The organism is Peribacillus sp. TH16 (assembly GCF_016651095.1).
In the GTDB taxonomy this organism is placed as follows: domain Bacteria; phylum Bacillota; class Bacilli; order Bacillales; family DSM-1321; genus Peribacillus; species Peribacillus butanolivorans.
The window spans coordinates 664,674-677,067 of record NZ_JAEKEM010000002.1; the positions used below are offsets into that span (position 1 = coordinate 664,674).

Genomic DNA, 12,394 nt, shown 5'->3' on the forward strand with positions numbered 1-12,394 from the left:
GTTAAGATTGGCTATATTTTTTTCTTGTGCAGTGGAATGAACAGATCCAGGTAATATCTTGTATATCAGAATCAAATTATGCATGCTTTGCAATTAATTCTGTTAAAGCTTCTTTAGGCTGATAGCCTACTACCTGATCCACTATTTCTCCATCTTTGAAAAGAATAAGTGCTGGAATACCCATGACTCCATGCTTTCTTGTAGTATCTGCATTTTCATCTACATTAAGCTTAACAATCTTAACTTGATCACTCATTTCAACATCGATATCATTAAGCACTGGCGCAATCATTTTACAAGGTCCACACCAAGGAGCCCAAAAATCAACTAACACTAAACCTTCTTTAATTTCACTAGCAAAAGTTTGATCTGTTACATGCATTATTGACATAATCATTTCCCCCTCTAATATTATCCATTAAAATATCAATCTATATTTTTAATTACTTTATCTATTTACATCCAGATTTCCAATCCTATTTCCTGGGATAAGAAACTCAGATTTTCTAGTATTCATTTTTGGATGTTTTTTAATAGATGCTAATTTTTCGGACAATTCCATAAACCACGCCTCATCTTTTGAAAGTAAGGCCAAATCAATTAATGTTAAAAGATGAGCTTCGTTACTAATTGATAAATCGGGAAGCTTTTCAGTCCATTTACTTGGGATCCAAATCGATTTTCCAACCGCTTTTTCATTGTCACTTTCCACCACATTCACTTTTACAATTTCTCGATTAGAGTTAACTATTTCAACAAAGCCGTGGATAAGTTCTCCTTCTCTGGACCTTCCCTGTACCCAATCCCCATTTTCAAATCGAATTTTATCGGCCATCTCTATAAATACACCCCTTAAATGTTTAGTCACAGTTCAATTTAAAAGCTTTTAACTGTAAAAATAAAATATACAGTAAGCATAAAAGAAAAAACTAAATCAATATCAAGGACATTGTTTAATTTTTTCCAAAAAAGTGCTAAGGGTTATATTCTCTAAATATTTTTCAAAATATAATTCAGCTTCATCGAATATTTGATCCATAACCATCTGGGTATTAGACGATATAACACATTTTTTTTTCGGATCACCTGTACACCAATTTGGTTTCAGGGTTCCATGTGAGACTGCAATATAAATATCAGCCAAACTTATCTCTTGAGGGTTACAGTCAAGAATATAGCCGCCGCCCACACCTTCTTTTGTCTTAACAAATCCATTATTTCGTAAACAACTCATCATTTTACGTATTCTAGCTGAGTTTGTACAAACGTTTTCTGCGATAGACTCACTGCTTGCCATATGATCTGGTAAATATGCTAAATAGACTAAACTATGCACAGCTATTGTAAAATCACTATTCACTTTTTTCGCATCCTCCTCAAGAAGATTACTGTAATTATAATATTTACAGTTAACTATGTCAACTAAAAAACTCACTAATGATTATCTCTATTTTATGTCTAACTTTATATTATCAGGTTTTTATTTAATCAAAATTATTTTTTTGAAACAATAAGAACAACTGTTAGAATGTTTTTTTGTTTCGGGGGCTGGATGAGTAACACCCTTCCATCCTCCGTAACATCAAGTTTTTTTATAGAAAGAAGTTGAATTTATTGAGGAACTCTAATAATATTCGTTCGAAACGAATAAAAGATATTCCCTTTTCCATGCTTGATCTTTCTCCCATTGTACTTGGAGGAAATCCTGCTCAATCTTAAAGAAATACACTTAATCTTGCAAGACATTTCACCGCGGCATGCTGATCCGCGATTACTAGCGATTCCGGCTTCATGTAGGCGAGTTGCAGCCTACAATCCGAACTGAGAATTTAACCTCGCATGAAATCGTAACTCGCCGGTTCACAATATCCGCAACTATTACGAATAACTAATGATGGAATTAGAGAATTTGTCTACTACGTATTTCATTCTTTTCATTGATCATCTCCTTCGAAATCTTCTATGTTATTTTTGAGAATAATGCTTGATGCAACAGACAAACCTACTCTTATTAATTTCGTTTAATCAAAGATTAATATTGCCCTCATGCAAAAAAAATACACCATTAATAAATCATGGTGTATAAGCAAATATCTTCTTTTAATGCTTTACTACAATTATTTACCTACTAGACTAGATTAGTAGCTGGAAGGTTCCTCTGTCCAATCAGAAAAAATCATTTTATAACACCATCTAAAGTCTTCTCATTATTTGCTGATTTATCGATTTTTTCAAGGTGGACCAATTTGTTCCAACATTCGAGAAACTTAGAAAAACAGTATTTCTCATTAATCATTACCGTGATCCTTACATGTAATAAAGAGCCGGGAAGATCGTTTAAAACGATGCGTAATAAATTGGATATATTTCAAAAATCCCAAGTGGCCTAATAGATTGGATAATAAATGGTATAAGAGATACCTGTGAGGACATCTCCTATTTCCATTTTGGTGCCTTGCACCAATTTTACTATTTAAGTGGCTGAAGTCCTTTCAATTCAGGAACGACATTCACTATCTCCCTTCCTGTAACCGCTGCTACAAGGTTCTTCGCCGCTAGCATAGCCATATCATATCGTGTTTGATGAGTAGCTGAACCTATATGCGGCAGTGTTACCACGTTTGGCATGGTTAAGAGCGGATTGTCAGGCGCTACGGGTTCCTGATCAAATACATCCAAACCAGCTGCAAGGATTTCCTTATTTTGCAGTGCTTCGATTAGGGCCTTTTCGTCCACCGTCTGGCCGCGTGATGTATTAATAAAGATTGCAGATTTTTTCATCAGTGCGAATTGCTCCCGTCCTATAAGCTTCTTCGTCTCTGGGGTATAAGGGACCATTAAAAGAACGAAATCTGATTCCCGCAAAAGGTGCTCTAGAGAGGCATAGGTTGCACATACCGTTTCCTCTACTTCTGGTTTTCTTCGCCGGTTATGATACAAAATCTCCATGTTAAAACCGAATTTCCCTCGTCTTGCAATAGATTCTCCAATCCTACCCATACCTATGATGCCCAATGTTTTTCCATGAACATCAACGCCAAAGAAGGGTTCATCGCCTTTACTTCCCCACTTGCCGTCCTTTACAAGCTTGTCCAGTTCTGGAAGGCGGCGGGCTGCTGAGAGCATTAAGGCTAAAGCTAAATCGGCCACGGTTTCATCGAGCACATCCGGTGTATTCGTACCGATTACGTTTCTCTTTTTCATTGCCTCTAGATCATAGTTGTTATAGCCTACTGAGATATTGCTGACAGCCTTTAGGTTTGGTGCATGGTCCAGAAATTCATCATCAATTTTTTCCCCGGTGATGAGCAGTCCGTCAGCATCGGAAATTTGCTTTAACAGCTGGCTTCGGGTAATCGGTTCAGGGCCATTCCATTTTTCACACTGGCAATACTGCGAAATATATGCTTCCACCTCAGCCGGTACTTGTCTTGCTATATACACTTTTGGAATCAATTTATGTCCTCCTTCGTTACACTATTCTTGAATAGGATGTTTTACAATAAACCAATAACAGATTGCGGCGCATCCGGCGATTAAACCGCCAGATATAAAGGCAAGGGAGTAAGATCCAGTTGCATCCACAATCATGCCTGCCACAACGGGGGAAAAGGCTCCACCAAAATAACCGCCAAAATTCTGAATGGCACCTACGGAAGCAACCATAGAAGGAGGGGCAATGTCACCAGCAAGTGCCCACGCACTACCTGTAATGGCAGAAATAAAACAAAGAGCAAGGGTCAGTAATGTTAAGGTAATAGCGAGTCCTTTGACAAGCGGAACTGCACATACAACAATGGCGGCCGAGATGGCACATATACTAATTAAGGCACGCTTTGCTTTAATAGGTGTAGTAATTCCCTTGTCCACCCATTTTTTAGTAAGATATCCTCCGAAAATATTACCAAAGATTCCGCCAAGCCAGGGGATACCAGCATATATACCCATTTCTTTTAGTGAGACATGATGGACATCGAACAAATAAAGGGGCAAGAAGACAAGGAAAATATTCCAGATCCAGATGGTACAGAAGAAGCCCAGAATCATTCCCCATACGCTTCGATATTTAAATAACGAACCCCATTTGATTTTTGATGATTGAATGCCTTGCTCCACTCCACCTCCTTCCGACTTAATGTATTCAAATTCCTCCTTGGAAAGTCTTTGACTTTTTTCAGGATTTTTATAAAAAATCACAAAACCGATTGCGAATATAATGCCGATCACACCAGTTATATAAAACAGTGCTCTCCACCCAAAAGTAACCATAATGAAAACGAGCAGTGGCGGTGCAATGGCTGGGCCCCATTTGGACGAAGAATCCCAAATTCCAGTCGCCAAGCCTCGTTCCTTTTTAGGGAACCAATACGATGTGATCTTAGCCATCGTCGGAAAACAAGGTGCTTCACCTACTCCAAGTAAAATCCGTACAGCAATAAATGAACTCATTTTATGAACAGCTCCCGTTAAAATGGTCGCACCACTCCACCAAATAAGCGCGATTGTATACACCTTTTTGGTACCGAACCGATCGATCAGCCAGCCGGAAGGAAGCTGCATTAATGCATAACTCCAAGAAAAAAAGGTTCCCAATAACCCGATTTCGGTTACGCTTAGTCCGAGTTCTTTCATCATTTCAGGAGCTGCAATGGAGAGGTTAGCCCGATCTAGGTAGTTTATTATTCCTCCGATCAATAACCAGATGACGACGGTCCAGCGAAATTTCCGGCCGATATTTAATGGCTTTTCTTGCTTTGTTTCTATTCTTGCTTCCATACCTTATCCCTCCTTGATATTTAAAACGCCATAATTGGCAGCGCTTCCAAAATAAGAAAAAGCCAGAGCTAATGCTTGGATAATATGTATATACAAGGAGGTTTTTGTTTTATAATATAAAACCCAGTTTTGGAATTGCAGCAAAAAATAAACGAATAATTCTTTTTATTCTGTAAAATATCGTATTATGATGATGGATGATTGTCAATCTTTATTCTTATTTTTAGGATTATATTCCCAGAAAAGATTTTATATCAATGGGGAATTGATTGCCCATTTTTTCTTTAAGTGATAATTGATCATAAACTAACTAAAATCACATAATCCATTTCACCTCTAGATACTTTCTCTACTACCGGTAGGGCATAGCCTGGATAAGAAAAAGGCATGATTAGAGCATATACCGTAAGGGAAACTGTCATGGAAATGTCTGAAATAGGATCCTTCACTCCGCGCAAAAGTCGGAAGGATTCAAAGTTCAAAGAAGATCATCTCTCTCTAATTGTAAAAGAGTGGCCATAGTAAATCCATGGATGTATTATTATTCCTAAATAAGCATTCTTTGCAAAATTAAACTACATGTCTGAACACGTAGCATAGGTGTTCTTTCTATTTCTCAGCCCCGTGGGTTTATTTCAACTTGTAGATGATGCCTATATGCTCAAACAATTCGGAAAGAAAGCATCCAAAAACCTTTTAAACGGTTAGATTATTCTTTCCTGCCTCTTATTAAAACAAAAGATTCACAAAAGAATGGATTGGGTACAATATGAACAGAACTGTTAAGCGTAGTATAAATTGCCCAAAATAATATTTTGAAGCATCAGGAGGAAGTTTATATGATTAATGAAAAAGTGGCTTTGATATTAGAAGATAAAATTAACGTTATTAAAAGTGGTGAAAAATCCATTTATTTAGTAGGCCCTATCAAATTACCCGTTAACTTAGAAGGCGAAACAACCATATTCCAATGGTATTGCTGGTTACGTTGTGAGAATATGGCAGGTCATTTTTGTGATGACGGCTCTTATAATACGGAAAAGATCATTGAAACTTTGGCCTCTTCCAATTTAGCGGAAATGCAGCAATCCAGTGTGTTACTGTATGGAGATTTTCAGCATTCTGCCGATGCCCTTATCCGTATGCATAGCATTTGCCATACTGGCGATATTTTTGGCAGCAAACGGTGTGATTGTGGATTTCAATTAAAGCAGGCTATGAAAATGATTGCGGCTCAAGGAACCGGTGCTTTATTTTATTTAGCGAATCACGAAGGAAGAGGCATCGGCTTATTTAGTAAAGCCATGGCTTATGTTCTGCAAGAAAATGGATTGGATACGGTGGAAGCGAACTTGGAGCTTGGGTTTGTTGATGATGCTCGTAACTATGATGACGCCATTCGAGTGTTAAAAAAACTGCGGTCCAATCCAGTGACTCTTATCACCAACAATCCGAGAAAATTAGCAGCCCTTCAAAAGTCAGGTGCCAATGTTGCAGGGAGAGTTCCGTTATGGGGAGATATCTCCGAGTATAATGAAAAATATTTAGAAACTAAAGTCGTACGTTCAGGTCATTTAAAAGATGTATATCTAAATGAGTGACTGATTTTTATATGAAATTGGCTGTACTAATGAATGGCAAAACCGTTTCAAATCCCCTTGATGTATATGTCATTGTGAATGTTTACCGAATTGTTGGAATCAGAGTCTAGCAATGAAGACCGTACTTAATATTTCACGTGCAAAGATCGATTATGGGATTGGAATCAGTCCCATAAAAATTGTAGCAAATCGTGAAAATTGCAGAGATTCCTTGTCATTATTATCTTTATTAAAAATGGGATTGCCGACCAAATTGTTGAAACTGCAACTGTCCCAAAGACAGCAGCGTTTCTTCTGTTAGCGAGATGTTTTGAAAAACGATTGAGGCATTCATCCCAATCAAGGCTGCAATGATACCAATGGTAATTACAAGGAAACCCGCATACATTCTTGCTTTCTTAGCCTTACCATCATCTTGTGTTGAAGCTATTGCCTGGATAATATTTTTGAGTTGCAAAGATGAAATCGATATTTGCTATAGTCCAAATAAGGAACTAGCTTTCTTCAGTGTGAATGGCAGGGTTGCAGGCGAGACTTCCCCCCTGACTAGAGGTTTAAGACCGTGTTTTTTCATTTTGCGGATTGATGTCTTATAGTAACGCCCAATACCTTGCAGCCTTGCGAATACTCCCTTCCCGCTGAATCATGCTCTCATTTAGCTTTTTCTCCACAGACTTAAATAAGTTTCTTTGGGCATCTCATTTTTTAAGAATTTTGATAGACTGACAACCGTATGTTGTTTTGCTAGGCAACTTGAGTGTAAATACAGTTGATGAAATTTGGATTATTTTAGGATTAACTAATTTTAACTTGAGACTGAAAGCATGAAATGCAACCTGTAACTCCCCCTAAAGTGAAATGGTTACACTTATAGGTTTACTTTCATCAGTTAGTAGACATCCCTTGCATGAGGTTGGCTTAACAATGGTTGCTCCTTCATTAATAATAATTTTCAGTTTCTTAAAAGTTGTATCACTATCTCCATTTACATTGTCTAAAGCCACATGAGACACCCCTGTGTAGGATAAAAAATAAATATTAGTGGTATCACTATCATCGAATTATTCCTTCTTGATCCTTTCGTATTTAATTAAGATTAGGACTGATCAAAACCATTCTTTCCTTGCCCTTTACCATTAACTAAGATAAATGTTTCTCGTACATTCTCTGACCGCAAACCTTTAATCTCCATTGACCTCAGTCCACAGCCTGCTAGTATGGCTTTGTTTCTAGTTTCCAGATAGTTTTTTTATAGAAAGAGGCCTCCATCGTCGCCTCCATTTCTTTAGCAGTGAAACCCTTCAACAATTTCCGTGGTACTTTTGGAGCTTCAACCTTTGTCGCAACGTTTACTTTTATATATTCCTCTCGCTCACACCAACTCAAAAATGACTTAATCATCTTAAACATAGAAACGATACTTTGAGGTTGTAACCTGCTTTTTGTTTCACCCTTATATATGCCTTTAAGTCATGAGTAGTTATACTTTCTAATTCAGTAATAGCTCTTTTACAGGAAATTCTTCAACTGTTTAACTCTTGCTTTTTGTTCTTCAAGATTTTCTCGGTAAACCCTTTCTTGGCATAATCCACGAACAACACAAAAAACCCCTCTCTCTGGTTTAGTTTCAGTCAGAGAAAGAGGTTTCGAATTAGTCTGATAAAAGATAAAGCAAAAACAATAGCCATTTATGATGAAAGTTTCACTCTATAAGGTAGTTTATGATTTGCTTATCTTATAATTGCTATCAATCAATTGATAAACCCTAAAGCTAAAGGTTTACTTTGTTTGTTGTTTATTCATGGCGCTCATCATTTGATTAATTTTCTTTTGGGATGGTTTCATACCCATTTGCATCATCATCATTTTCAACATTTGTTCGTTAATTGGCGGATTTTTCTTTAAGTAATCCATCATGTATTTACGAGCGATGAAAAATCCCAGCACTACTCCAGCAATCAATGCCAGTACGCCAACTAGAATGTAAACCCACATACTATTTCCTCCTTCATGTTGTCTAACATCAGTGTACTAGACCAAAGGTTATTATACAATACCCGCTACTGAAAAGTCCCCCATTTAGACAAATTTTCTTTCTTTTATCGGTTTTAACCAACCATATTTTTCGTGTTCAAAATCAATGGCCAGAAAACTCGCTTCGTATTTGCGAATACATTCAAAGAATGCTGTCTCCGCTTCATAGTCTCCATCAGCTTTAAGGGTAATAGAATCATCATGGATGATTAATACTGCTTTGCTTGATCCACTCGTTTTTTCTAGATAGTATTTTCCATTCTGAGACCAAAAATTCATCTTTTTTTGCAAACGCTGTTCAATGGCTACCTGCAATTGGATAATAGGGACTGTCTTGGTGACAAATTCGATTTGTTTTTGCAAAATACTCTTCAGTCTGCCCCTTGCTTGAATATACTCCAAAAACAAATTGAAAAATAGCTTTTCTCTTCCATAATAATGATGGGCAAATTCATCTTCGATTAAAAAAATTTGATAGGTTCTCATTAGCCAATGCCTCCTAGCATTCCTATTTTGGAAACCAGAACATTTTTATTTTTCGATAACCCGCCATTATTTTCTATATTATAATGGCTACTCCCCTTTAATTGACATATTTAAACGAAAATTATTTATTCTTATTATATATTGACAAACCAACAAGATATGTTGTTTGCTGGAGAAATATTTTTCTTTTTTTGTCGAATAGAAGATTTACCGTAAATAATGGGCACTTTCAACATGCTTTAAGAAGATTCGATAAAAAAACTGACACCAAACTAGTTTGGTGTCAGTTCCGAATTTTATTTAAGCATTTCTTTCACACGAGCAACTACATTTTCTACAGTGAATCCGAACTCTTGCATGATCTTACCACCTGGTGCAGAGGCACCGAAATGATTAATTGCCAAGATTTCGCCTTCATCGCCAGTATAACGATCCCAACCAAACGGTGAAGCCACTTCGATTGCTAGACGTTTCTTAACAGCCGGGTTGATTACACTTTGTTTATATTCTTTAGATTGAGTTTCGAAACGATCCCATGATGGCATGCTGATAACAGAAACTTCAATTCCTTCTGATGCTAATGCTTTCTGTGCTTCAACAGCCAGGTTTACTTCAGAGCCAGTCGCAAGAAGTAATGCATCCGCTTCATCTTTATTAGAAGCAGATATAATGTAAGCCCCTTTTGAAACACCTTCATAAGCAGTTTCAGAAGTGTTTTTTATCGTTGGCAATCCTTGACGTGTTAGAACAAGGGCAGTCGGTTTGTTAGTTGACTCCATCGCCACTTTCCAAGCTGCTGCTGTTTCATTACCATCAGCCGGACGGATTACCCCAAGGTTCGGCATTGCCCGCAATGAAGCTAATTGTTCAATAGGCTCATGTGTCGGTCCGTCTTCCCCTACAGCAATACTGTCATGAGTAAATACATACGTAACAGGAAGACCCATCAATGCTGCCATACGTATAGCCGGGCGTAAATAATCAGAGAATACGAAGAAAGTTCCGCCATACACTTTTAAACCACCATGAAGGGTCATCCCATTCAAAGCTGCTCCCATAGCGAATTCACGAACACCGAACCAAATGTTACGTCCACTATAATTACCCGGTAATAGATCTGTCTCACCTTTAATGGCTGTATTATTAGATCCGGCTAAATCTGCTGAACCACCAATAAAGCTAGGAACCTTTTTGGCAATCGCATTTAGGACTTCTCCACTTGAAGCTCGGGAAGCTAATGTTTTTCCTTCTTCGTAGACCGGAATTTCCTGGTCCCACTCCAGAGGTAATTCACCTTTTATAGCCAGCTCTAATTGTTCAGCTAACTCAGGATGTGCTTCTTTGTAATTTTTAAACAGTTCGTTCCAAGCTTCTTCTTTTTTACTGCCTGCTTCGACGCAAGCTTCATTAAAGTGGGAGTACACTTCTTCAGGAACATAGAAATCCTCTTCAAATGTCCATTTGTATGCTTCCTTAGTCAGTTTCAACTCATCTGCACCAAGCGGCGCACCATGAACAGCAGACTTACCAGAACGGTTTGGTGAACCATAACCGATTACGGTTTTCACTTCTATTAATGTTGGACGTGCATCGTCAGTCTTTGCTTCTTCAATTGCCTTCGCAATTTCCTGAAGATCGTTTCCATCTTCTACGCGCAGATATTGCCAGCCATACGATTTGAAACGGTTAGCTACACTTTCACTAAATGATTGGCTTAAATCGCCGTCAAGTGAAATATCGTTTGAATCATATAAAACAACAAGTCTTCCAAGCTGAAGATGTCCAGCTAATGAAGCGGCTTCTGCAGATACGCCTTCCATTAAATCTCCATCTCCACAAATGCTATATGTATAATGATCAACCACATTATAAGAATCACGGTTGTAACTTTCAGCCAAGTGACGTTCTGCCATCGCCATCCCTACTGCCATTGCAATCCCTTGTCCTAGTGGTCCTGTGGTCGCATCAACTCCAGCTGTATGACCGAACTCCGGATGTCCAGGAGTTTTGCTACCCCATTGGCGGAAATTCTTCAAATCATCGATGGATAAGCCATACCCTGACAAATGAAGAAGGCTGTATAACAGCATAGATCCATGACCAGCAGAAAGAACAAAACGGTCTCTATTAAACCAATCAGGGTTTTTAGGGTTATGATTCATATATTCAGTCCAAAGTTTATACGCCATCGGGGCTGCACCCATTGGCATTCCCGGATGACCAGAATTAGCCTTTTCAATTGCATCAATCGATAATGTACGAATTGTATTGATAGAAAGTGCATCTAATTTATCTAACATATTGTAAAACATCCCTTCCTGTAATGTACCTCTTTATATTATAGTGACCTGCTTAATATCACAACTAAAATCACTAAATCCTTCCCCAATATTTCAATTTTCTAGTAACTAGAGAAGTCCACTATTTAGGTTAAGCTAAAAAGGAGAATACATACATGAATGCATTCTCCTTTTAATTCTAAAGACCATAAGAAGGCCCGCCAATGAAAAGTTCCATCAGATAGCCCCATTCATTAATGTAAGTTTCTTTTTTCCTTTATATTTTTAATTTTTTGAGGTGTGACATCATTTCCTTCCGGATCAACAACTTTCACATGTTCCAGCGTATCGGACATAGAACGTCTGAATGTTTCCAAGTACTCACTTCTCAATTGGGTTTGCTCTTTAGACTCAACTTCTGTTAAGCCTTCTGCCTTAGCCTTTTTAGAAAGTTCATTAATACGGGCTAGTTTTTCTTTTGATAGCATAATTTCGCTCCTTCTAATGTACGGATATTGACATCGTATTAAAAAAAAAGCGAAATTACAAGTTCTATGATTGACTTTCAGGTGTATTCTGTTGATATTCAAGAAAGCGCCTGTGAACTGTAGCTTTGGATACATTATAGCCAAAGCCCCTTAACGTGGCTGCGATTTCTGCAAACGTCAATCCATTTACCCGAAGTTTAACAATTTCTTCAATAGGTATCTCCTTACGGTCTCTTCCAGTAGAATTACTCTGGTTTTGAAGGTTTTTTTGAGGGCGATATCCCTTTTCCACTGCTCGTAACATCCCGCGTTTAATTTTTAAATTATGTAGTTTCCTTTGATATTCTTCTACAATGCCGACTATTTGGATAACCATAGCATCTGAATCCGATAGCTCAAGTTCCCCATCATGGGAAAGTGTATAGATTTTAACGCCTTCTTTAAGAACAACATGAAACAGAGCAATTTTTGCATTTCCTCTGCCTAGTCTCGTTTCGTCTTGAATTAATAGAACTTCAGCCTCTTTAGTTTTAAATAGATCCAGCATGTCAAAAATACCATCACGGTTTAATTCGTAACCGCTTGCTTGCTCTTTTATAATAGATACTACATCCATATCCATTTTCTCAGCCAATTTGACTAATTCATCTTCCTGCCTAGCTAACGATGTTTCCTGCGACTCTTTTTCCGTACTTACTCTACAATAAATTACTGCTTTCATAATACCCTA

The 12,394-nt window shown here is 37.7% G+C and carries 15 protein-coding genes and 1 other annotated feature; of the genes, 1 reads left to right on the forward strand and 14 read right to left on the reverse strand.

Features of this window, described 5'->3' with window-relative positions; genetic code table 11:
- Positions 1-76: 76 nt before the first annotated feature.
- The 6 genes from trxA to JFV29_RS29990 form a co-directional block, all read right to left on the reverse strand.
- Positions 77-391, reverse strand: a complete 315-nt coding sequence (gene trxA, locus JFV29_RS03120) for a thioredoxin (RefSeq protein WP_201181194.1) — start codon at positions 389-391, stop codon at positions 77-79.
- A gap of 57 nt (positions 392-448) precedes the next feature.
- Positions 449-835 carry an IDEAL domain-containing protein gene (locus JFV29_RS03125; protein ID WP_053345520.1) on the reverse strand — a complete coding sequence of 129 codons (387 nt, stop codon included), beginning with the start codon at positions 833-835 and terminating at the stop codon, positions 449-451.
- Between the two features lie 105 nt (positions 836-940).
- Positions 941-1,360, reverse strand: coding sequence for an RrF2 family transcriptional regulator (locus JFV29_RS03130; protein WP_056523814.1), 420 nt, complete (start codon positions 1,358-1,360; stop codon positions 941-943).
- Between the two features lie 386 nt (positions 1,361-1,746).
- Positions 1,747-1,873: a sequence feature (16S ribosomal RNA rRNA prediction is too short), on the reverse strand.
- A gap of 596 nt (positions 1,874-2,469) precedes the next feature.
- Positions 2,470-3,456 carry a 2-hydroxyacid dehydrogenase gene (locus JFV29_RS03135; RefSeq protein WP_201181196.1) on the reverse strand — a complete coding sequence of 329 codons (987 nt, stop codon included), beginning with the start codon at positions 3,454-3,456 and terminating at the stop codon, positions 2,470-2,472.
- A gap of 21 nt (positions 3,457-3,477) precedes the next feature.
- Complete coding sequence (locus JFV29_RS03140) at positions 3,478-4,776, reverse strand: MFS transporter (RefSeq protein WP_201181198.1); 1,299 nt, start codon at positions 4,774-4,776, stop codon at positions 3,478-3,480.
- A gap of 299 nt (positions 4,777-5,075) precedes the next feature.
- A complete protein-coding gene (locus tag JFV29_RS29990) occupies positions 5,076-5,258 on the reverse strand; it encodes a hypothetical protein (protein ID WP_207205076.1) in 183 nt (60 codons plus the stop codon).
- A 357-nt stretch (positions 5,259-5,615) separates the two neighbouring features.
- On the opposite strand from JFV29_RS29990, the gene JFV29_RS03145 reads away from it, so the two are divergent.
- Positions 5,616-6,377 carry a GTP cyclohydrolase II gene (locus tag JFV29_RS03145; protein WP_056523817.1) on the forward strand — a complete coding sequence of 254 codons (762 nt, stop codon included), beginning with the start codon at positions 5,616-5,618 and terminating at the stop codon, positions 6,375-6,377.
- A 229-nt stretch (positions 6,378-6,606) separates the two neighbouring features.
- On the opposite strand, the gene JFV29_RS03150 is transcribed toward JFV29_RS03145, so the two are convergent.
- The 8 genes from JFV29_RS03150 to JFV29_RS03185 all read right to left on the reverse strand — a co-directional run bounded on the left by JFV29_RS03150 (position 6,607) and on the right by JFV29_RS03185 (position 12,385).
- Complete coding sequence (locus JFV29_RS03150; RefSeq protein WP_201181200.1) at positions 6,607-6,834, reverse strand: hypothetical protein; 228 nt, start codon at positions 6,832-6,834, stop codon at positions 6,607-6,609.
- Positions 6,835-7,225: 391 nt separating this feature from the next.
- A complete protein-coding gene (locus JFV29_RS03155) occupies positions 7,226-7,381 on the reverse strand; it encodes a hypothetical protein (protein ID WP_201181202.1) in 156 nt (51 codons plus the stop codon).
- A 208-nt stretch (positions 7,382-7,589) separates the two neighbouring features.
- Positions 7,590-7,787, reverse strand: a complete 198-nt coding sequence (locus JFV29_RS03160; protein ID WP_207205077.1) for a hypothetical protein — start codon at positions 7,785-7,787, stop codon at positions 7,590-7,592.
- 369 nt (positions 7,788-8,156) lie between these two features.
- A complete protein-coding gene (locus tag JFV29_RS03165) occupies positions 8,157-8,372 on the reverse strand; it encodes a YneF family protein (protein ID WP_034312934.1) in 216 nt (71 codons plus the stop codon).
- A gap of 84 nt (positions 8,373-8,456) precedes the next feature.
- Positions 8,457-8,897, reverse strand: a complete 441-nt coding sequence (gene sirA, locus JFV29_RS03170) for a sporulation inhibitor of replication protein SirA (RefSeq protein WP_053345514.1) — start codon at positions 8,895-8,897, stop codon at positions 8,457-8,459.
- 296 nt (positions 8,898-9,193) lie between these two features.
- Positions 9,194-11,197 carry a transketolase gene (tkt, locus tag JFV29_RS03175; protein ID WP_201181206.1) on the reverse strand — a complete coding sequence of 668 codons (2,004 nt, stop codon included), beginning with the start codon at positions 11,195-11,197 and terminating at the stop codon, positions 9,194-9,196.
- A gap of 233 nt (positions 11,198-11,430) precedes the next feature.
- Positions 11,431-11,664, reverse strand: a complete 234-nt coding sequence (locus tag JFV29_RS03180; RefSeq protein WP_201181208.1) for a DUF896 domain-containing protein — start codon at positions 11,662-11,664, stop codon at positions 11,431-11,433.
- A gap of 64 nt (positions 11,665-11,728) precedes the next feature.
- Positions 11,729-12,385, reverse strand: coding sequence for a YneB family resolvase-like protein (locus tag JFV29_RS03185; protein ID WP_201181209.1), 657 nt, complete (start codon positions 12,383-12,385; stop codon positions 11,729-11,731).
- Positions 12,386-12,394: the final 9 nt, after the last annotated feature.

Bases quoted from the DNA above. Each gene is read 5' to 3' on its own strand.
- trxA (WP_201181194.1), bottom strand. From the start codon at position 391: ATGTCAATAATGCATGTAACAGATCAAACTTTTGCTAGTGAAATTAAA.
- JFV29_RS03125 (WP_053345520.1), bottom strand. From the start codon at position 835: ATGGCCGATAAAATTCGATTTGAAAATGGGGATTGGGTACAGGGAAGG.
- JFV29_RS03140 (WP_201181198.1), bottom strand. From the start codon at position 4,776: ATGGAAGCAAGAATAGAAACAAAGCAAGAAAAGCCATTAAATATCGGC.
- JFV29_RS03145 (WP_056523817.1), top strand. From the start codon at position 5,616: ATGATTAATGAAAAAGTGGCTTTGATATTAGAAGATAAAATTAACGTT.
- JFV29_RS03160 (WP_207205077.1), bottom strand. From the start codon at position 7,787: ATGTTTAAGATGATTAAGTCATTTTTGAGTTGGTGTGAGCGAGAGGAA.
- JFV29_RS03165 (WP_034312934.1), bottom strand. From the start codon at position 8,372: ATGTGGGTTTACATTCTAGTTGGCGTACTGGCATTGATTGCTGGAGTA.
- sirA (WP_053345514.1), bottom strand. From the start codon at position 8,897: ATGAGAACCTATCAAATTTTTTTAATCGAAGATGAATTTGCCCATCAT.
- tkt (WP_201181206.1), bottom strand. From the start codon at position 11,197: ATGTTAGATAAATTAGATGCACTTTCTATCAATACAATTCGTACATTA.
- JFV29_RS03180 (WP_201181208.1), bottom strand. From the start codon at position 11,664: ATGCTATCAAAAGAAAAACTAGCCCGTATTAATGAACTTTCTAAAAAG.
- JFV29_RS03185 (WP_201181209.1), bottom strand. From the start codon at position 12,385: ATGAAAGCAGTAATTTATTGTAGAGTAAGTACGGAAAAAGAGTCGCAG.